Source organism: Bdellovibrio bacteriovorus (assembly GCF_002208115.1).
GTDB lineage: Bacteria > Bdellovibrionota > Bdellovibrionia > Bdellovibrionales > Bdellovibrionaceae > Bdellovibrio > Bdellovibrio bacteriovorus_C.
On the sequence record NZ_CP020946.1, the window covers coordinates 1,125,222 to 1,145,736 of the forward strand.

At 51.4% G+C, this 20,515-nt stretch carries 20 protein-coding genes; 16 read left to right on the top strand and 4 right to left on the bottom strand.

Annotated features, from left to right (window positions below; all coding sequences use genetic code 11):
• Positions 1-25: 25 nt before the first annotated feature.
• The 6 genes from B9G79_RS05540 (at position 26) to B9G79_RS05565 (ending at position 6,980) form a co-directional block, all read left to right on the top strand.
• A complete protein-coding gene (locus B9G79_RS05540; RefSeq protein ID WP_232469209.1) occupies positions 26-625 on the top strand; it encodes an outer membrane beta-barrel protein in 600 nt (199 codons plus the stop codon).
• A gap of 154 nt (positions 626-779) precedes the next feature.
• A complete protein-coding gene (hutH, locus tag B9G79_RS05545; protein WP_088564650.1) occupies positions 780-2,315 on the top strand; it encodes a histidine ammonia-lyase in 1,536 nt (511 codons plus the stop codon).
• Positions 2,316-2,381: 66 nt separating this feature from the next.
• Positions 2,382-4,028, top strand: a complete 1,647-nt coding sequence (hutU, locus tag B9G79_RS05550) for a urocanate hydratase (protein ID WP_088564651.1) — start codon at positions 2,382-2,384, stop codon at positions 4,026-4,028.
• Between the two features lie 292 nt (positions 4,029-4,320).
• Positions 4,321-5,352 (top strand): ABC transporter substrate-binding protein, encoded by a 1,032-nt coding sequence (locus B9G79_RS05555; protein WP_088564652.1) that lies wholly within the window; start codon positions 4,321-4,323, stop codon positions 5,350-5,352.
• 6 nt (positions 5,353-5,358) lie between these two features.
• On the top strand, positions 5,359-6,180 hold the full coding sequence (locus B9G79_RS05560; protein WP_088564653.1) for an ABC transporter permease: 822 nt from the start codon (positions 5,359-5,361) through the stop codon (positions 6,178-6,180).
• Entirely contained in the window at positions 6,180-6,980 is an 801-nt protein-coding gene (locus B9G79_RS05565) for an ABC transporter ATP-binding protein (RefSeq protein ID WP_088564654.1), read from the top strand. Before B9G79_RS05560 ends, B9G79_RS05565 begins: the two co-directional genes overlap by 1 nt.
• A 1-nt stretch (position 6,981) precedes the next feature.
• Here the strand turns inward: B9G79_RS05565 and B9G79_RS05570 are convergent, their stop codons facing one another.
• The 3 genes from B9G79_RS05570 to B9G79_RS05580 form a co-directional block, all read right to left on the bottom strand.
• Positions 6,982-7,431, bottom strand: coding sequence for a hypothetical protein (locus tag B9G79_RS05570; protein ID WP_232469210.1), 450 nt, complete (start codon positions 7,429-7,431; stop codon positions 6,982-6,984).
• 101 nt (positions 7,432-7,532) lie between these two features.
• Complete coding sequence (locus B9G79_RS05575; RefSeq protein WP_088564655.1) at positions 7,533-8,228, bottom strand: hypothetical protein; 696 nt, start codon at positions 8,226-8,228, stop codon at positions 7,533-7,535.
• Positions 8,229-8,237: 9 nt separating this feature from the next.
• Positions 8,238-9,545: a hypothetical protein gene (locus B9G79_RS05580; protein ID WP_088564656.1), complete on the bottom strand. Its 1,308-nt coding sequence runs from the start codon at positions 9,543-9,545 to the stop codon at positions 8,238-8,240.
• Positions 9,546-9,674: 129 nt separating this feature from the next.
• Between B9G79_RS05580 and B9G79_RS05585 the strand changes: the two genes are divergently transcribed.
• The 4 genes from B9G79_RS05585 (at position 9,675) to B9G79_RS18570 (ending at position 12,364) form a co-directional block, all read left to right on the top strand.
• The gene (locus B9G79_RS05585) at positions 9,675-10,409 is read left to right on the top strand and encodes a hypothetical protein (RefSeq protein WP_088564657.1); all 735 of its coding nucleotides are present in this window, start codon (positions 9,675-9,677) and stop codon (positions 10,407-10,409) included.
• The gene (locus tag B9G79_RS05590; protein WP_088564658.1) at positions 10,400-11,419 is read left to right on the top strand and encodes a hypothetical protein; all 1,020 of its coding nucleotides are present in this window, start codon (positions 10,400-10,402) and stop codon (positions 11,417-11,419) included. The genes B9G79_RS05585 and B9G79_RS05590 overlap by 10 nt, the downstream gene beginning before the upstream one ends.
• The gene (locus tag B9G79_RS05595) at positions 11,416-11,979 is read left to right on the top strand and encodes a hypothetical protein (protein ID WP_088564659.1); all 564 of its coding nucleotides are present in this window, start codon (positions 11,416-11,418) and stop codon (positions 11,977-11,979) included. Before B9G79_RS05590 ends, B9G79_RS05595 begins: the two co-directional genes overlap by 4 nt.
• Before the next feature lie 121 nt (positions 11,980-12,100).
• Positions 12,101-12,364 (top strand): hypothetical protein, encoded by a 264-nt coding sequence (locus tag B9G79_RS18570; protein ID WP_416480772.1) that lies wholly within the window; start codon positions 12,101-12,103, stop codon positions 12,362-12,364.
• Positions 12,365-13,929: 1,565 nt separating this feature from the next.
• Here B9G79_RS18570 and B9G79_RS05605 read toward each other — a convergent pair.
• On the bottom strand, positions 13,930-14,208 hold the full coding sequence (locus tag B9G79_RS05605) for a hypothetical protein (protein ID WP_088564661.1): 279 nt from the start codon (positions 14,206-14,208) through the stop codon (positions 13,930-13,932).
• 95 nt (positions 14,209-14,303) lie between these two features.
• Between B9G79_RS05605 and B9G79_RS05610 the strand changes: the two genes are divergently transcribed.
• The 6 genes from B9G79_RS05610 to B9G79_RS05635 all read left to right on the top strand — a co-directional run bounded on the left by B9G79_RS05610 (position 14,304) and on the right by B9G79_RS05635 (position 20,448).
• Positions 14,304-15,743 (top strand): hypothetical protein, encoded by a 1,440-nt coding sequence (locus B9G79_RS05610; protein ID WP_088564662.1) that lies wholly within the window; start codon positions 14,304-14,306, stop codon positions 15,741-15,743.
• Positions 15,713-16,132 (top strand): hypothetical protein, encoded by a 420-nt coding sequence (locus tag B9G79_RS05615; RefSeq protein ID WP_088564663.1) that lies wholly within the window; start codon positions 15,713-15,715, stop codon positions 16,130-16,132. The genes B9G79_RS05610 and B9G79_RS05615 overlap by 31 nt, the downstream gene beginning before the upstream one ends.
• A gap of 93 nt (positions 16,133-16,225) precedes the next feature.
• Entirely contained in the window at positions 16,226-16,675 is a 450-nt protein-coding gene (locus tag B9G79_RS05620) for a hypothetical protein (protein ID WP_232469211.1), read from the top strand.
• A gap of 5 nt (positions 16,676-16,680) precedes the next feature.
• Positions 16,681-17,679, top strand: coding sequence for a DUF4421 family protein (locus B9G79_RS05625; RefSeq protein WP_088564664.1), 999 nt, complete (start codon positions 16,681-16,683; stop codon positions 17,677-17,679).
• A 115-nt stretch (positions 17,680-17,794) separates the two neighbouring features.
• Positions 17,795-18,013: a hypothetical protein gene (locus B9G79_RS05630; RefSeq protein ID WP_088564665.1), complete on the top strand. Its 219-nt coding sequence runs from the start codon at positions 17,795-17,797 to the stop codon at positions 18,011-18,013.
• An 8-nt stretch (positions 18,014-18,021) separates the two neighbouring features.
• Positions 18,022-20,448 carry a cell wall anchor protein gene (locus B9G79_RS05635; protein WP_088564666.1) on the top strand — a complete coding sequence of 809 codons (2,427 nt, stop codon included), beginning with the start codon at positions 18,022-18,024 and terminating at the stop codon, positions 20,446-20,448.
• Positions 20,449-20,515 lie beyond the last annotated feature (67 nt).

A 20,515-nucleotide genomic window follows, 5' to 3' on the forward strand; every position in this document is an offset into this window, starting at 1 on the left:
TTGGGTTACAAAAGGAGAAGACTTTATGAAAAAGCTCTTGGTCATGTTGGCTGTTGTTATGGGTTTCGGGAGCGTATCTCACGCAGACATTCTGCTAGAGCCGTATCTTGGTTACGAAATGGGTAAAACCACAGATCCAGATGGGAAAATTAATGGAACTCAGTTGGGTGTGCGCCTGGCTTATAGATCTCCAGTAATGTTCTGGGCTGGGCTTGATGGTACGTTGGGTATCAGCGGAACATCTGAGTTGGATTCCGGCCCTGATGAGTCTGCAAAAAGAACCACCGTATACGGTGTTGTCGGTCTTGATTTCCCGATTCTTGTTCGCGCGTGGCTGGGTTACGGCTTCATGAACGACATCGATCTTGAAGACAGCGGTAAAATGAAAGGTAAAAGCACAAAGCTGGGCGTAGGCTTCACTGGTTTGCCATTCCTTTCTTTGAACGTGGAATACCTGAAAGAAACATTCGACGAAGTTGACGGCGTAGACATTGACGCGAAAAACGAATCCGTCGTTGTATCCGTATCCCTGCCTTGTATCCGTATCCCTGCCTCTGGAATTCTAAAAAACCAAATAAAATTCCAATCCCAAAGCCACTCCACCGGAGTGGCTTTTTTCGTTTAAAAGGTGCCTGGTGACTTTTTACACCTACGCCGCGTCAAAAAGGGCTGAAAATGCTGCGCTGTAGACGTAAAAAGTCACCAGGCACCTTTTCGATTCTTTGCCAGTTTTAGAGTGTTTGCGTTAGGATGCGGGCTTCTTAAGAGAGGCTCTGAATATGCAAATTACTGGTGAGAATATCACGCTCGAAAACCTATATGAAATCGCTCACAACCCTTCCATCAAAGCGGAGCTTTCTGCTTCTGGAAGAGCCAATATGCAAAAGTCCCGCGACTATATCGAGGGTCGTATTGCCAGTGGTGAAGTGATGTACGGTGTGAACACCGGCTTTGGTGCTTTTTCTTCCGTGCGCATCTCGGATGCTGAAATCGAACAACTGCAAAGAAATCTGATTCGTTCCCACTCCATGGGTATCGGCGCTCCGTTCACGAAAACGGAAACTCGCGCGATGATGGTTCTGCGTGCGAATGCTTTGGCCAAAGGCCACAGCGGTATTCGTCCACTGGTTGTAGAAAAAATTCTTGAGTTCCTGAATAACGACATCATCCCGGTGGTTCCTTCTCAAGGTTCCGTGGGTGCGTCGGGGGATTTGGCTCCGCTGTCTCACCTGGCTTTGACCATCATCGGTGAAGGTGAGGCGTGGGGTGCAGACGGTAAGCCAGTACATGTGACTGAGCTGTTGAAACAAAAAGGCATTACTCCGCTGGAGCTGAAAGCCAAAGAAGGTCTTTCCATGATCAATGGCTGTCAGGTGATGACCTCCATTGGCCTTTTGTCTTTGTGGGAAAATCGCCGCCTGTTGTGGTTGGCGGATCTTGCCGGTGCGATGTCTTTGGAAGGTTTGCGTGGTTCCAGAAAGCCATTTGATCCATTGATTCAAGCCAGCCGTCCTCATGCGGGTGAAGGTAAAACCGGTCGCAATCTGATCAAGCTTATGGGCGAAACCAGCCCGATCGCGGAAAGCCATGCGGTGAATGACCCGCGCGTTCAGGATGCGTACTCTCTTCGTTGTATGCCGGCTGTTCACGGTGCTGCGAAAGATGCTTTGAGATACGCGGTGAAGGTTCTGGAAACAGAAGCGAACTCTTCCACCGACAATCCGCTGGTGTTTGCGGATGCGAACAAAGTTCTTTCCTGCGGGAATTTCCACGGTATGCCAGTGGCCCACGCGATGGACTTTGCGGGGATTGCTTTGTCATCCCAGGCCAGCATCAGCGAATGCCGTATTTCCAAAATGATTTCGACCCAGATGAGTGAGCTTCCTCCATTCCTGACTCCAAACGGGGGCTTGAATTCCGGACACATGATCGTGCAGGTGGCAGCCGCTTCCCTGGTCAGTGAAAACAAAGTGTTGGCACATCCGGCGAGCGTGGACTCCATTCCGACGTCGGCTGAAAAAGAAGACCACGTTTCCATGGGTACTATCGCGGCTCGCAAATTCGCACAGATTCTGCGTAACGCGGAAAATGTGGTGGCGATGGAATTGTTGTCTGCAACTCAGGCTCTGGATTTGTTGGCTCCGCTGAAACCGTCTGCTGCGGTGAAGGCTGCGCACGAACACATTCGCAAGACTGTGCCGTTTGCGAAAGAAGACCGCATTTTCTCTAAAGATGTTGAGGCGATCAAAGCCATGATGGTGTCTGGAGAACTGATGGCCGTCGTGGAAAACGCGGTCGGCAAACTGGAATGGTAATTTTAATAACTTAATATCTGTCGCACTGCTTAAGCAAAAGTAAGCAGGTACCTTTTGGGAGGGATTATGTCTCGAGTAGTTAAGGCCCCTACGGGCAACAAGATGGTGTGTAAGGGGTGGTTGCAGGAAGCGGCTTACCGAATGATTCAGAACAATCTGGATCCGGTGATTGCTGAGCACCCGGAAAATTTGGTTGTCTATGGTGGTATCGGTAAAGCGGCTCGTAACTGGGAATCTTTCGACAAGATTCTGGAAGCGCTGAAAGAGCTTGAAAATGACGAGACTCTTTTGGTTCAGTCCGGCAAACCTATCGGTATTCTGAAAACACACGAAGACGCTCCTCGCGTGCTTCTGGCGAACTCCAACCTTGTGCCTAAATGGGCGACGTGGGAGCACTTCAACGAACTCGATAAAAAAGGTCTGATGATGTACGGTCAGATGACGGCGGGTTCCTGGATCTATATCGGAACACAAGGGATCATCCAGGGGACTTATGAGTCCTTCGTGGAAGCTGGTCGTCAGCACTTTGGCGGCAACCTTACTGGCCGCGTGATTTTGACAGCGGGTCTGGGCGGTATGGGTGGAGCACAACCACTGGCGGGCGTTTTTGCCGGTGCCTGCGTTCTGGCGGTTGAAATTGATCCAACTCGTATCCAAAAACGTCTTGAAACCAAGTACGTGGATGAAGTGGCGACAGACCTTGACGACGCTTTGGCGCGCATCAAAAAGTACACGGCTGCCGGCGAAGCCAAATCCATCGCTTTGCAAGGCAACATGGCGACGGTGATCCATCAATTGATTGAGAAAAACTTCACTCCGGATCTTCTGACCGATCAGACCTCTGCGCACGATCCATTGGTGGGTTATATCCCAGAAGGTTACACTGTAGAGACGGCGAAGACCTTCCGTGAAAATGACCAAAAAGCTTATTTGAAAGCGGCTTATGATTCCATGGCGAAACACGTTCGCGGCATGCTGGCGATGAAAGATCGCGGTGCTGTTACGTTTGACTATGGTAACAACCTGCGCGCGCGTGCTCAGGAAGCGGGTGTTGAAAATGCCTTCGACTACCCAGGCTTCGTTCCAGCGTTCATCCGTCCTTTGTTCTGCAAAGGTTCTGGCCCGTTCCGCTGGGTGGCTTTGTCTGGTGATCCAAATGATATCAAGGTCACTGACGATGCGATGAGAAAGCTATTCCCGCACAAGAAAGACCTGCTGCGCTGGCTGGACATGGCTGAAGAGCGCATTGCCTTCCAGGGCTTGCCAGCACGTATCTGCTGGTTGGAATACGGAGAGCGTGCGAAAGCGGGCTTGATGTTCAATCAACTGGTGGCGGAAGGTAAAGTGAAAGCTCCGATCGTTATCGGTCGAGATCACTTGGACTGCGGATCTGTGGCGTCTCCAAATCGCGAAACCGAAGCGATGAAAGACGGATCTGACGCTGTCAGCGACTGGGCGTTGTTGAATGCACTTGTGAACACCGCTTGTGGTGCCACTTGGGTCAGCTTGCATCACGGTGGTGGTGTGGGCATGGGTTACAGCCAGCACGCGGGTCAGGTGATCGTTGCTGACGGTACGGAAAAGGCCGCACGTCGTCTGGAAAGAGTGTTAACTGCCGATCCAGCAATGGGTGTATTTAGACATTTGGACGCAGGTTATGAATTGGCTCACGACGTAGCAAAAGAGCGCGGTGTCCGCAGTCTTTGGTTGTAAGCGGCCACAGCCGGCAGAGCTGTAGCGCTGCCAAGCGCGCAAGCTGAAGCAGCTCTCGCACTGTATGCGATCACATAAATGAATTATTCAAAGGCGTTGGATTTCCTCCAGCGCCTTTTTTATTTCGGTCACAAAAGCATTATGTGACTTCGCAAAAAATAATTTTGTGATTCCTCTCTGATTTTCTTCTCACATTCATATCGTCTTTAAATGAGACCCGAAAGTCTTGCCATCTTCTGCTAATCATCAGACCATTATTACATGATGTTCTTTAATTGTTAGGAGGACTCCTATGAAATCGACAGCGAAAGCAGTGGCGATCAATCGCGCTGTAAATATGAAAGCAGTGAAGCTGCTAATAAGCCTTTTTGTTTTGTTGCTTCTGTTTGTGTTCAACTTTGAAGCCAAAGCTCAAGCCCCGGATGTTGTGCGAGTTGGAAATCTGAAGTTCGCTCACTATGGTGCGATCAGCTACATGAGTGAGTACTGTACCAAGTACAACCTGAAAGTGACCGAGCGTGTGTTCGCTAAAGGCATTGATATCATGCCGGCGATTATCGCTGGTGAAATCGACGTGGCCGCCAGCGCTGCGGATGCGGCGATTGCCGGTCGTTCGGGCGGAGTGCCTATTTATGCCGTGGCGGGCTTTGCTGAGGGTGGCGCGCGCATCGTGATCCGTCCGGATCTGGGCATCAAGTCGGTGAAAGACTTTAAAGGCAAAAAAGTCGGTGTCGCCCGCGGTGGGGCGCAGGAGTTGTTGTTGTTGGCAGAACTTGCCAAGCACAATCTGACCTGGTCCGATCAGCCGGGTAAAGACGTGCGCATTGTGTACATGGCCTTCGCCGATCTGAATCAGGCCTTGCAGGCAAAGAACATCGACGCCATGGCGCAGAGTGAGCCTCAGGCCTCTCAGGCGATCAACAAAGGTTTCGGCGTCGAGCTGCTGAAGCCGTATGACACTCCAATGGGTGAACCGATCCGTACCCTGGTGATGACAGAAAAAATGTACAACACCAAAAAGCCAGTCGCGGAAAGATTCATGAAGTGCTTCGTGGAGGCAACCAAAACCTTCATCGAAAAGCCGGAGCTGGCTGAAAAATACGTGATCGAAAAAATGTTCAAAAACCAGATCACTTCCCAGGACTTCAAGGATGCTATCGGAAACTCTCCGTACACTTATGATCTGACCGTTGAGCACATTCAGATCACCACCGACTTTATGGTGAAATACGGTGTGGGTCGTATGCAGAAGCCGCCAAAAGCTTCTGACTGGGTGAAGCTGGATCTGTTGACGGATGCCAAAAAGGCATTGGGTGTGAAGTAGGTGAGTATGAAGAAGGATCAAGGATTGCTATCTAAACTCAAAGGTGTCTGGGTACCGGCGATTGTGATTATATTGTGGGAAGTCGTGGTGCGCGCAGGCTGGGTGAATCCTCAGGTCCTTCCGGCGCCGTCGGCAGTCCTCGTCAAGTGGTACCAGTATCTGATGCCACTGGAGGCTTACGATCCCGCGCAAGGTTCGAAGTTTGCCTGGTATTTCTCGGGCGAACTGATTCGCGATCTTTGGGAAAGCTTCTATCGTGTGTTCCTGGGCTTTGTGATCGGTGGGGGCCTGGCTTTGCCGCTAGGACTTTTGATGGGGGCAAGCCAGCGCATTTATGATTATATGAATCCGCTGATTCAGGTTCTGCGTCCGATTCCGCCGATTGCCTACATTCCTTTGGCGATCTTGTGGTTCGGACTGGGGAATCCTCCGGCTGTGTTCCTGATTGCCTTGGGTGCCTTCTTCCCGGTTCTGATGAACACCATCGTGGGCGTGCGTGCGGTGGACAGCATCTATATCCGTGCCGGAAAAAATCTGGGTGCGGGATCTTTCCTGATGTTTAGAAAAATCATCGTACCTGCGGCGATGCCGTACATTTTAAGTGGTGTGCGCATCGGCATCGGTACGGGGTTCATTTGTATGATCGTGGCTGAAATGATCGCGGTGAACAACGGTCTGGGGTATCGCATTCTGGAGGCCCGCGAATACTTCTGGTCTGACAAGATTATTGCCGGAATGTTCTCTATCGGTCTGTTGGGGCTTGCGATCGACACTGTCGTCAGCCGTTTGAATAACTATCTGCTGCGCTGGCATCGAGGTCTTGAATAATGTCGAATCCAACACAAATCGAAATCAAACATGTTTCCAAAGTTTTCAAAGGCTCCGAACAGGATGTAATTGCCTTGAAGGATATTGACTTCAATATCCCGGAAGGACAGTTCGTTTGTCTGCTGGGGCCTTCAGGTTGTGGCAAGAGCACTCTTTTAAACGCCATTGCCGGGTTCTCGCTGCCCTCGGACGGTGACGTCTTCGTCGGTGGTCATAAAATCGTGGAACCGGGACCTGACCGCGGCATGGTGTTTCAAGAGTACGCTCTGTTCCCATGGATGACGGTCGAAGACAACATCACCTTTGGTCTTAAAATCAAAAACGCCCCGCCAGATCAGATTGAACAAAAGCTGCAGCAGCTTTTGAAAACGCTGAAGCTGACAGACTTTAGAAAACGCTTCCCGAAAGACCTTTCCGGGGGGATGAGACAGCGTGTAGCGATTGCCCGCGTATTGGCCCTGGATCCGCCGATTATGCTGATGGACGAACCGTTTGGTGCATTGGATGCCCTTACCCGTCGAAGTCTGCAGGATGAATTGTTGAAAATCTGGAGCGAGCTGAAGAAGACCGTGGTGTTTGTCACTCACAGTATCGAAGAAGCTATTTATCTGGCGGATCGTATTATTGTGATGAGCTATCGTCCGGGCACAGTGAAAAAAGACGTGACCGTGCAGATCCCGCGTCCGCGCAATCCCGCCGATGTTGATTTCAACAATCTAAAACGTGAATTGTCGCAGATGGTGATGGCAGAGCAAAACCGCTTCGAGATGGCCCAGATGATGGGTTCGACCGGAGACTGAGTTATTCGTCCGTAGGGGAGCCGGGGGTGACACTGCTATTTGTGGTCACCCGGCTTCGGCTCATTTGGTGCAGTTTGTGTCCGAAGTGGTGCAACAGCATACCCAAGAATGAAAAACCAATTCCCAAAACCAGTGTTGTCGTTGTTGAAACAAATGCCAGATTCAGGAACTCTTTGATCGACGGTGCTTCTGTGTAGGACAGCTTCAGGCTGTTACGAATCAAAAGTGGCAGGATGTATCCCAGGGTCATCAGCAGGGAGTTTTCCAGAATGTGGATGAATCTGCGCGCCAGCAATCCGTTCATGACGAACAGCAAGCACAGAAAATTGACTGAATCTCCAATGATTTCCCAGCTCAGCGCTTGGTACACCAAAACCAGCGAGCCCGAAAAGAAGAGGGTGTAATAGACCCACAAACTTCGGCTGTGCAAAAAAGAACCGCTTTTTGTCATGCAATAGACCCTCTGGGTTTAATCTTAACAGAGGGTCTGTGGAATGAAATATTGTGACGGATTATTAATCCCTGACAGGACCTAAGAGCAGGTCCTAAGTCTTACTGGCAAAGGCAGTCTTTATAACGGCAGGACAGAATTTTGCCATGGTTGTTGTATTGGAACTCGAACACGACGTTGTCATGCTTTTCCAGGTTCACCGTGGTCTTGTCTTTGAGCTCCAGAACGGACTTCACTTCGTGGCGGCTGACTTTACCCAGGGCCAGCAGTGACTCCAGGGTTTCATCGCCCTTCAGGGCCAGGCGCTCCGGGTATCCTTCCGCATCCAGTTTAAAGAAGCGGATTTCCACTTTGTCTTTGGCATTGGTGTTGTCGGCGGTGATCAGGTGCACGCGGCGCAAAGATCCATCCGGCAAAGTCAGGTGGTAATTTTCCAGAGAGATTTCTTCTTTGGCAACCCCGACACTTTTTTGCAGGTATTCCATCAGGGCTTCCGGGGTGGCGATAGCTTGAGCCGCCACTTCCGGAGCACAGGCCTGCAAAGAAGCCAGGAAGGTGTCTTTGCCGGAATCGTTCTGAACTTGCGCATTGCCTTTTTCACCCAGGAAGCTGTCGTCGCCCGCAGTGGTTGCTGGGGTGGCTTCTGTTGCTGCGGCTTTTTCGCCTTCTGCTATTTGCAAAGCTTCCTGCTGCTTTTGATGGAAAAGAATATGCAGGAAGTAATAGTCCGTTGCCACACCCAGTGCAAAGAGCACCAGGCCCCAAGTGATCCATGTGCTAAGTTTAGTCGATCTCATAATTCCTTTTTATTCCTGAGTTAAATCTGGAGCCCAATGGTCCCATGATTGGCAGGTTCTTGCACGCTGCGAAGGCCCACGAGCCTCACCCCAGCGGTACTCACCACCGTCATGTGGATTGTTGGAAATCAGACCTTGGAACAAACGGCGTTTGAACTCTGCCAGATCCATTTTGCGGCCTGGAAGGTAATCCACCACGCACACAGAAGCAGAAGTCACAGTCTGAGCTGCCATGCGGGAAGTTTCCTGTGCCGCAGACAAAGAAATCGCCGGGAAGATTTTGTCCAATTGAGCTTTTGTGGAAGCGCTCAACTGGTTGCCACCGTTGATTTGCAGGATCTCTTTGTATGCGCGACGCAAAGACATGAAGTCGTCAAAGATACGACGGTCACGGTTTGGCGTGGAGTATGTGTCATAAGTTGCATAGTCCATGCACTTGTTGTTGCGCTTCAAATAGTCCAGACCTTCATTGATGGAAGTCACTCGGTCCGCAAAACCAGAACAAGTGGTTTTGATCAGACGAGCCACCAACTGGTCATCGGTTTCCTGGCGCAGAGCCAGGCGGCTTTGCACGTGGCGAACCCATTTGTTCAATGGAATTTTGAACTGCTCATCGCTGTAGCCTGGGGACTGCCAAACGGGTTTGTTCAATGCAGAAGCCGGTCTCCAGTAACGGAAGCCCGCGCCGCTGTTCACAGAGTAATCGCCCTCAAACACCCAGTCGGGATTTGGCCAGGACTGGCGCTCTTGCAGACCGTAACCAGAGTTTGCACCCACAACAGAGTTGTAAACCAAATACGGAACACCGATTGGCAGGATTTCTTTGATCGTCCAGGAGTGATGGTTCTTTTTTGAAGTCGCCATCAAACCGCCAGAGCGGATTGTGTTACGGTTGATTGCCACAGGATAGGTGTCGTTCGGAAGAGAACGCGTGGACATCACACCATAGATATACCAAAGGAAATTGCGCACGCGCTGATTTTCACTTTGGCCATCCCAACGGCTCATTTTATTGGAGATTGTTTTGCCAGCCGCTGTCGGATCCTGAGCCACGAAGGGCAGGCGGTTTTCATAGGCAAAGATAATACGCATGGAATAAACCGTGTCAGCACAGTCCACACGCAGGCCATAGTAAGGATTGCTTTGGCCGTTGCGCAAAGACTTGCGAGAGAAGAAGTCCGTGCGCCATTCTGCGCGAACCCATTCCGCATAACGGTCTTCATAGGCCTGGGACCATTCGTTGACCTCAGTCCAAACAGCCGCGTTGGCTGCCGTTCCCATCAACAACATTACAAAAATTAAGAGACTACGAAGCATTTTACCCCCTCGAGTGTTACACCGGGGCAGGGGTATATTGCTGGCAGGTAAGGATCAATGGAATTATTATAGTGCGTCGTGTGTCATCTCGAATTTTATACCGCGCCTCGCTAGTATGCCGCGTTATCTATGCGAAGACTCATCCAGCTCACCTTTTTTGTGGTCACTTTGTCCCTTTTGGCTTGTCAGTCCAAAGAGGAGCCCCTCACTCGGGAAAGCCGTCTTTCCAAGGGCTATCAATTGATCGATCAAGGGCGCTGGGGCGAGGCCATTGAATACCTGACCAAGCTAGAGCAGCAGGATCCGCATCTGCACGTGAGGCTGGCGCTGGCGTCCGCCTATGCCGGCCGGGCGGGGGTGCGCATCGAAAAGATCTATTCCTTTGTGGTCGTCCGTAACTTGCTACCCACGGCAGTGTCTTTGGCAGCGGTTCGCGTGGACCAAAAGACTCAGGAGCTGATGCAGTCCCTGGGCCGCTATGCTGCTCAGTGGGAGAAAATCCCGGAAGTCAAAGCCTCGGGTCGCGAGGACTTAACCCAGGCCCTGCAGGTTCTGGCGGATCAACCCGAAGCCGGGGCACGCCTTTATGCGGCGACCTTGCGGGTGGTCCTTTTAAAGTCCGTCGTCAATGAAGGTCTTTTGAACTGGCAGGTGGTGCGCAGTCAGAAAATCTGTTCGGATATCGTGCAGCCTTACTATGAGTGGGCGTTGCAGTTGCTGGAACATCTGATTGTGATCAGTCAGGATCTGACTTCCGCGTTCCCCGAGAAAAAAGCTGAATTCAGCCGCTACACGGAAGACCTGCAAAAGTTTAAAAAAGAAGCCGAGACGGTCCCGTGGCCGCAGGAAAAAATATGCTTCTAAGAATTCTTTCGGCCCTCTTTCTGACATGGACTGCCGTCTTCGCTCAGGCGGCGACGTATTCTCCGGCCATTCGTGATGGGGGCAGTCGTTTCTTGGCGCGGTCACTGGGCAGTGCCTGCTATTCAATGGACAGTCTGCGCCGCGGCCTTCCGTGCAATCCCGCGTATGTCGCAAAAGAAAAATCCCCGCGCTTTGATACCGACCTGCTTCTGGGCAGCAACATGGAATACCTGCGTGAAGCAGAGGCTTTATTAAACGGAACCAGCGACGAAGCTTCAGTGGCAAAAATGTTTTCCCGTCGTGAAGCGGTGGATGGCGAGATTTCCATCGAAGCCTCGTTTCAGCGTCCGACCTGGGGAATTTCCGTTGAGCCTTATCGTCTGGTGTACATCTATCAGTTTGAAAACTCGTCCTTACCGATGGTGGATATGATCGCTTCGGAAGAACAAAGCATCAAAGCCCAGTTGGCCAGTTTCACGGCCGGAAACTTCTATGCAGGTTTGCAGCTTCGCTACACGCATGTGAAGTACGTCGGGAACTATTTCTCGGTGGTTGAAGCCCTCGCCGGTGACCGGGACGAACTTTTTGAAATTCATAATCAGGACATTTTGTATGTCGAACCGGGTCTTTTGTATGCCTGGGAAGAGGCTCCGTGGGAGCCGCAGATTTCCGCCATGCTTTCCCAATGGGGTGTCAGTGATAAAAAGTCCGAGCAGTATCCCATTCGGCCTCAGGGTTTATTGGGGGCTTCAGTAAAGCCTGCTGTCCCGCTGGGTCTTTTGGAAGTCGGCGTGCAGTTTCAAGTGCACAACGAAACTGAAAACTTCCAGGATGCTGTTCGCGGGGCGGTGACTTATCAACTGGGTGTTCTGCAAGGGGTGCTCAGCGCTTCGCAGTACGATCAGGCCGCCGCGTTTTTGGCGACGTACAAAAGCTTTTCCACGGGTCTTTCTTATTGGAGTGAGCGCGAAAACAAGTCCGTCTTTGTGCAGTTCGGGGTGAGCCTGTGAGGTTTTTGATCTTTCTGGTCTTTTTACTTTTTTTAAGTGGAGAGTCCTTCGCCGGAGATCGCCGCGATGTGGATTATTCCGGTCCCTCCAATTGGAATGAATTCCGCACCTTTGTTCAGAAGCAACAGCAAGAAGACGAGCAGGCGGGTGTGGCTTACATGATTTCCGGCGCGATTGCGGCGATTGGGGGCACGGTTGGTTATCAGCAGTCCGAGGAAGTTTTCAGTCGCACGATCTTTGCCATCACCTCGAACGTGGGATTGGCGGCGATAGGTCTTGGCGCAACTTATTATTATACTGGCAATGAAATGGACTCGTTCTTTTACGCCATTGACGGATCATCGTTGTCCCTGGCCGAAAAGAATGAGGTTCTGCAGCGGTTTCTGCTGAAAGAGCGCGAAGAAAAAGAAAAGCGCAAATGGATTCGGGTGGCCACGCATGCCTTGCTGGCTGCTGCCAATATCTATAGCGCCACTCAGGAAGAAAACAGCGACGTGCGGTCGGTGTTTTATTTCCTGGGCGGAGCCAACACCTTGTTGGCTGTGACCTACAGCTTCTAATTTAAAATTAGCGGCGGTTTTTGCAGCAGTAAGGAACAATCGGCAGCGAACCATCTTGAGTGGTTGCAAAGGTGAATGTTCCTGCGGCCCATGTGTTGCTTGCTGCCGAGCAGAGAATGACGTGCGCGCTGGAGTTGTCGGTCAGTTGCCCGATCCACAAGCTTGTGTCTGTTGTGATGAAATCGGATTGGCACAAGCCGACAGCCTGCTGCAGGTCGCAAAGTTTGGCCCCGGCGTTCAGACACTGAGTCATGGAAGCGGCGAAGTTAGTTCCGGTGCTGGACAGCTTTTGAGCGCAGAACGGATCCCCTTTGGTGATCAAAGTCCAGCCGGCATCACAAGGACTTGTTGTCTTCCAGGCAGCCAAAGCAGAGTCGTAGATTAAAGAGCCACCGTCAAAGTATCCCGCAGATACGTTCACGGGTTTTCCCTGGATTTTAGCTACAGTTGGGTTTGGGTAAGTTCCAGAAAGATCTCCTGCGGCTGTTCCTGCCGGAGACCGCGAGTCAGTAAAGCGCGGATCATTTCCGGCAGCCAGAGTGTTGGCTGCAGTTCCGACATTGGCTGTAATTACCGGGGCGGTGCTGCCGCTGGCGACAGTAATATAGGCATTGGCACTAGTGACCCCACTGATGATATTCACGGTGGTTCCGCCAGCAGAGGTCAAGCGACCTTGAGCATCTACCGTGAAGGAAGGAATCTGTGTGGCACTTCCATAGGTTCCGGCGGTCACACTGGTGTTAGCCAAAGAAATGGTGCCGGTGGATGTGATCGTGCCCCCGGTTAGGCCCGTGCCTGCAGCCACAGAGGTGACCGTGCCAGCTCCTGTCGGGATCGTTGCTGGCACCCAGTCCGTGCCGTTGTAACGAAGGACCTGACCGCTGGTTGGGGTGGTGGCCGCGACGTTCACTCCGCGCAGGCGGGTGACTTGGGTCGCTGTTGTCGTCCCGGCGACGTCGCCGGCCAAAGGCAAATTGATGGCCTGACAGTCCCAGGTGTCGCTCACAGAAGTGTAGTGCATGGTCTCGCTGGTCCCGCAAGTGGGCAGAGCCGCCTTATTCAATTTGTTGCTCAGCTCTGCATTCAGATTGCTGACGTCCGTGATGGCAATCGCCCCGGCTTTCCACTGAGATCCATCGTGCTTCAAAACCTGGCCACTGGCGCCGGTGGGTAAAGTGAAGTTCGTGCCGGTTTGATCCTGAACGCAGGTCAGGTTTGTTCCATTGGATGTCAGCGTGTATCCCGCAGCACATGTTGGCAGAGCGTTTTTAGCAAAGCCCTGAACCGTTGGATCGGCTTCGACTTTCAGGAACTGATTATAGTCTGCGACCACCGACAACAAGGCCGACATCTGGGCAGGCGTCATCGCCGGAGCTGTTCCGCCATCGACCCGCAGCAGGCTTGTGGCATTATAGTTACCCAGCTTGTTTGCTGACTGGGCATTTTGGGATTCCGTCGCAAAAGGAACTGCCTTTAATTTTTGCGCGGCAAAGCTTTGCCACGCGCTGCCGTCATAGAAAGAAATACGCAAAGATCTTTCATCTGTGGCCACAGGATTAAAGAGGGCTCCACCTTTACAGGTCAGAGATGCGCTGTTAGAGACGACCTTTTCCAAAGGCATGTCACCGCTGGAATAAACCCGGGTCCCTGATCCCAGCACCAGATTGAAGCGGCCTTTGGAGCCACTCATGTCAACGTTGTTGATTGTTTCCTGGTACACCACGCAGGTGGCGTCAGGGGACAGAACCTCAAGATTGAAACTGACAGCATTTGCATCCACGGGAGTGCCGTCGGGACGAAGAATCTTTCCCGACACATGATAACCATCGGCCTTTGCGACAAAGGCAAACAAAAGCGGGATTATCAACAAAGGATAACGGACGTGCTTTGGTTTCATTCATGAATATATTCGGAGTTATTCAGACAAATCCTTAGGATTTTGACCGTATTTTAGTCGATATCTTCATTAAGAATCAGAAGATAGCCTTGAGATGAGACAAGCTGGGTGCTTCTGTCTTCTTTCGACACAGTGGCTTCCAGTTTAAAGCCGCCAGCGGAAGTTGAAACGGCATGGCTGGCCAGGTCGGTCTTTATAAATGATTCCCCTGCAGGACTGCCCGTGCTCGGGGAGGGGGTCTGTCCTTTTAAAAAGCTGACCTGCGGGGTGACGTCGGAACATCCCGCCAAAAACAGCAACGCACTAAAAAGACTTAAAGACAGTTTAAGCATTCTTATTACTTATCGGAGGAAAGGAACTGGACTTTAGTGCATTCAGTTTTCGGGCATTTAAACAGATAAGACATTGATAAATATGGAAAGAGGAGATGATCGTGCAACGTTCAAGGACATCCTTTTGGTTTTACACATTCTGTTGCCTGGCTTCCTTCACCGCCTTTGGCTGGTATGAAGTCACTCGTCCAACCGCTGGTGCCGGCGAATATGCCTCCAGTGCTGAAGAGCAGGTGATTAAAAAGCTGCAGACCGTGAACAAATCCCTGACGGGAATTGGAACAACAGCGGCTAAAGACGACATGACCTGCACCTGTAATTTCGGCGACGTCGAAAACATGATCACGTTCGAAAAGCCGGAAAACTGCGGCCCGGACCGCAACTATCTGCAAAAGCAGTTTGAAGCTTTCAAGAAAGCCGATCCGAAAGGGTTGTTCGCCGGTGGTCGTGATTACTCCAAGACCGCGGAAATTCTGCCACGTAAGTGTGCTCTTTATATCATGAAACGTTTCTGGAAAGACCGCGCCCTGACGCCGGAAGAAAAGCGCGAGGCGGACATCGAGTTCAACCGCACGGCTCCACCGACCAATCAGCGTGAAGTCAAGGACGTGAAAGACTACAAAAAAGACCCGTGGTTGTTTGCCAAGTGTGACAAAGACACAGGCACTCCAGAGCGTTATGGTCACAAGGCCTGCGTGACTGAAAACTATGTGAACCTGGTTTATAATTCGTTGATCGACGTGGCGGACTGTCTGGAAGTTCCGGCGAAATTCATCGCGCCAAAACTTTCCAATGAAAGCGGTCTGCATGTGAATGCGTTTGGACTGGTGAATGACGGTGGTATCGGGCAGTTCACGGATCAGGCGTTGGCGGATGTGGCTCAGAACTTTGAAAACTTCAAGGGCCGTATCAACAACAGCACCAAAGAATCCTGCCAAAGACTGCGCAGCATTCCGGGGGCGGTGCCTGCGAAAGCCGAAGAAATCCTGTCTGAAGATTCCCAGCGCTGTCATGCAATCTCAACGCCGCCGAATCCTCTAAGAAGTATGGTTTATTATGGTATCTTCTATCATGCGACCAAAAGAAATTCGAATGGCGCGTGGAATCGCTCCACGGATGCCAAAAATCCGGATTTCAAAGGTGTTGAGCAGTTGATGAAAGAGGCCGGCATTGACAGCTTCGACAAAGAATCCATCAAAGAGATGATCTTTGTTATGGCTTACAATTCGGGTCCGGGTCGTCCGCCAGTGTTTTATCGTGAATGGCTGAAATACCGTATCACGACACTGAAAAAGTACCCGATCACGAAAGCAGACTTTGATATGAATTACTGGCCGACAGGGGCGCAGTTGAAAGCCAAGGCCGGCGAAGCCCGCGCCAAAGCGATTGGCAAAAAGACACCTTTGACGTTGGCTGAATACCTGTTTGCATATAAAGATTCTCTTTATATCCCGGCAGTAAAAGCGCAGGCGCGCGTATTGGATAAAGCACTAGGAGCAGGCACATGCACAGAAAACAAATTCTTGGAACTGTAATTGCGGTACTGATGACCGGTCTTTCTGTGACTGCGGCGCAAGCGGCCAAAGTGGACGTTTTTGCTGAGTTCAATAAAAAGATCACCAAGCTTGAAGGGGAGTTGAAGAAGGAAAAAGACGTGACCAAGCGTTACGACGTGTTCCTGAAAAACTATCGTGAGATGGGTGAACTGAGATCCAAGAATCCCCGTCAGGCGGAAGAAAAAGAAATCAACATGAGTCTTTTCATGGACTCGTTGGCATTCCTGCCAGAGAAAAAAGACTTCCAGGCGTCCAAATGCAAGGACTATAAAAAGGAAGTGAATGACATGATGAAATCCTATGCAAAGGATCAAAAAGAGCCCTTTGTTGATAAGGCTTTCAATGTCGTGGACCTGATCTGTAAGTAAGCAGATTAAAAAATCACTTAATATGGTGCCTTCAGCCCTGCTAGAGATTGAAAAACATCTCGAATCATAAGATAAAAGGGGCTGGAGGTGAGCATGAAAACGATCTGGGTCTTGTCAGCAGTATTGGTCTGCAGTCTGGACGTTCATGCCATTATCCCACCGGAAGGGCTGGGGGCCGGAGAAGTTGCCATTCGCAGCAATCGCAGTGTGCGACAGCAGGTGGAATCCTACACCGAGATGCTGGAAAAAGAAGTCGGTAAAGCCAAGAACAACAAAGAACGCTATCGCGCCATGAATCGTATCGTGAGTCAGATACGCTCTCTGCGTGACAATAGCGTTCCCCAGGGGGCGCAGGACGAGGCACACATGGATCTGATGGTGTCCGTTCTGGAATCCCTTCCGTCCGAAAAGAACTTCAAGAAAAAAGACTGCGCCAAATACGAAAACGATTTGATCAATCAGTATGAGCCCACTGCCGAAGACACTCCGACAGAACCCGCAGTTCAGCCGGGTTGGAAGGTGTTAGAATCTTTGTGTCAGTAAGCGCTATGTTTAAAACGCTGGGTATTTTGATTCTTTTCTCGGCTTCGGTGGCGTGGTCTGAAGCCAAATGGGACTCTGCGGGTGCCGACGAAGTGAAAGTCACTCTGGGGCCTCAGGTTTCCTCTTATCAAATCGACATTCAATCGCCAAATGACGGACCTGAAGCGCAGTTTATGCCGAATGTGGGCAGCAAAACTTATCTGGGAGTCAGTTACAGAAATTTGGGAGCTTCCATTGGCCTTAGCAATCCGGTGGATCCCTCCACCGTCGAACAAAAAGGCGAAAGCTCTGCTACGGATTTTCACCTGCGCTTTTACGGGAAGCGCACCTATGAATTCAGCTATCAATCTTATAAGGGCTATTATCTCGACAACACCGAAGCTATTAACGCCGGTTCGGCCCCGGTCGGGATCAAGTATCAGCGCAGTGATATCAGCACCCGCAATATCAGTTTCGTGATGCACTGGAATCTGCGTGAAGACGATTACAGCCTGGGTGTGGCCTTCGGTCAGGACGGACATCAGAAAGAAAGTGGCTGGTCGTATTTTGCCAGTGCGATGATTTCTGACAACAAGATGACGGGTGATTCACCTTTTATTCCTGCGGGGACTTCGGGGTTTGACAGGCTGGCCGACCTGCAGGAACTGGATCGTCAAATGGCGGGCTTGGGTGGAGCTGTCGGGGGCATCTGGGTTCGCGGACCATGGTATATGACGGGCTTTGCGGCATTGGGCGTGGCCTGGCAGAAGGTCTATGGAAAGTTTGCGACATCTGCCAATCTGGATGAAAGTTTCGTGGGCTATTTTTCAGATGCGAAAGTCGGCGGAGGCTACAACGGCGAACGCCACGTTGTGGATTTGCAGTTGCACTCTGATAACACGACGACGGACTTTCTGGGAGGGACGGTGGATGCCATACAAATGGAGATGCGTCTGACGTACTCTTACCGCTTCCAAAATGTGGACCTGCCTGGGTTGAATTCTCTTTCGTCGTTCCTTGATTAATTCAACGTAATCCTGTTGAGTCACGCTCTGGAAAATCCGATAGATTTTCTAAATGCGCGTTATTGTAAAATCTTGTCTCATCTTGATACTGTGGAGTCTTCTGTCGGGTTGCTCGATGGAAGCGTCTATAGTTTCGCTGGAGGAGTCGCCAGTTCCTCTGCGTTCTGTTTCTGGCAAGATGGCTATTTCTCCCTCTCGACAAATCAGCGCTCAGGATGAATCCGGTCAATACCGGGTGGAAGGCGTGGTGGGTGAAATCACCACGACGGACAAGTCCTATTCCGATGATGGAGTCTATCAGGCAGAAATCAACATACGCTTTCAAGCCATGTGAGGAACGTTATGGTGAAACAGATTCTGGCGGTTCTGGTGTTCAGTGTCCCTGTCACAACGGCTTGGGCCAGTGGGCCCAAGGGTATTCAAATATCCGGGCGTATTCTGGATGTGGCTTCGGAGTTGCCTCTGAGTGAAGGCAGTGTGGATTTCACCGTCAAAGTTCTAAGCCCTGACAACTGTCTTTTGTATCAAGAGCAACATCTGAACAAGGATCTTTCGGCTTCGGATGGCAGCTTTTCCCTGACAATTGGTTCAGGAAGTTCGCCAGTGAATGTCTATGCGACGGCCGGACAAGAACAAACACGTGAAAACATCCTGAAGGTTTTTTCCAATGACTCAGCCGTCGCCAGCGGGCTGACGTCACAGGACCAGGGATCCGAGTCCACAGTTTGTTCCGGTTCTTACACTCCCGCTGCTGGTGACATTCGTAAAGTGAAGATCGTATTTGACACGGGCACAGGCGGCCCTCGCGCCATCTTGCCTTATCATCAGATCGGCACTGTTCCTTACGCCATGGTGGCACAAGAGGCGGCCAAGGCTCGTGATGCCGACAAGCTCGGGGGAGTCGCGGCAGCAAGTTACGCAAAACTCACGGATCTGGCGACCATTCAGGCCTTTGCAAAATCCGCGCTGCCGACTTGTGCCGCGGGTGAAGTGTTGAAATCCAATGGAACCAGTTTTTCTTGTGTGACCGATACGGGCGGAGTGGTGTCAGTTGCAACCGCGGCTAGCACCGGGGTTGTGCAAGTGGGTTCGGGTTTGTCCGTGAATGGAGCTGGCGTTCTTAGTGTCGGCAGTCTGCCGATTTCCCAGATTACCGGCCTGCAGACGGCGCTGGATGATCGTCTGCAAATGAGTCTTTTGCAGCAGTGTACAAGCAGTCAGGTTTCAATATGGAATTCAGTTTCGGATACTTTTACCTGCTCCAATATCAGCGTTACGGCCAGTCAGATGTCTGACTTTAACACTGCAGTGGATGCTCGAGTCAGCGCGGCCGACACCGCCAATCCAAAATTGCCTTTGAGCGGCGGTACGATGACGGGCGATCTGAATATGGGTGGCGAAGACATTTTGGCCATCGGCCACATCACCATGAGTGCCACAAAAACTTTGTTGCTGGGGAACTTCACGCAAGCCCAGGAAGATGCGCTGGTGCTGAACGCAGGTCACAAAGGCCTTTCCTGGTACAATTCAGATTTGAAGGCGTTAAGATACTATGATGGGGCGGCAAAGCTGACGGTGGCCGCCAGCACTTCAGCCTGCACTGATGGGCAGATTTTAAAATGGAATAACACCGCGAAAACCTGGGATTGCTCGGCCGATTCCAGCGGGACGACGCCGGGAGATGCCTCCTACGCCGCAAAAGGTCTTGTGCGTTTTGATACCAGCGCGGATGTCTCGGGGATGACGGTGGCTTCTGGATTGGCCAGCGTGAACACAGGGACCGGCGCAAACCAGATTGTGAAGCTGGGGTCGGACTCAAAGTTGCCGGCTGTGGATGGTTCTGCTTTGACGAACATCAACGCCAGCAATATCGCGACAGGGACCGTGGGCACTTCCGTGTTGCCGACCATACCAGTCACGAAGGGCGGTACAGGTTTGACAGCGGGAGCTTCTGGCGGGATTCCCTATTTTAGTTCTAATACAACCATAGCATCGACCGCAGCGGGAACGGCCAATCAGGTTTTGCGTGTGCCGGCAGGTGGTGGCGCGCCAGCATTCGGCGCCATTGATTTGGCTTCTGCGGATGTTGTGGGAACTTCAGTTTTATCAATTGCAAACGGCGGTACGGGGGCTGCGACGGCGGCCAATGCCCGCACAGCTTTGGGGTTGGGAACTGCGGCTGTGGCGACAACGGGGAGTGCTTCAGGCAATGTCCCGGTCTTGGGTGTGGGCGGAATAACAGCGAATAAGATGTGTACTTCAGATGGTACCGGAACTGGCATTATCTGTAACGTGAACATCCCGGGGACAAGCACCCTGATGGGGTCTTTGACTATGCTGGGAAAGGCGGGGTGCGTGTGGGAACATGCCAATACTTCGTATGCCTCTTTTTCGAATGTGACAGCATGTAACACGGCCACGGTGACGGGACTGGCTTCGGCTCCAACGGAAGGCAAGATTCCGGGCATTCGTTTCGCAAATCTTCCCGCGGGAGATTATGAGCTGACGGTATTACTTTTTTCGATGTATCCAGTGGATGCCGGGGTTTACTGTCGTTATCGTCTTTGGGATGGCACAAACTTCTCGGGCACGGCAGGGGCCTATCAAAGTGAAATCTATCAAATGACCGGGTTGTTCTCTTATGCCACGGACCAGACGAATTTGACCTTTTATGTTCAGACGCAGACGACGACGGCCACGAAAAACTGCCGTGCCGACATTTCGGTGCCTGGACAGGATAAGATGCAAATCTATTTGAAGAAGTTATAGCTGGTTGAATACGCGGAAAAGAAAAAACCCACAGTCGGAGACTGTGGGTTTTGTTTTTGCTGCTTCA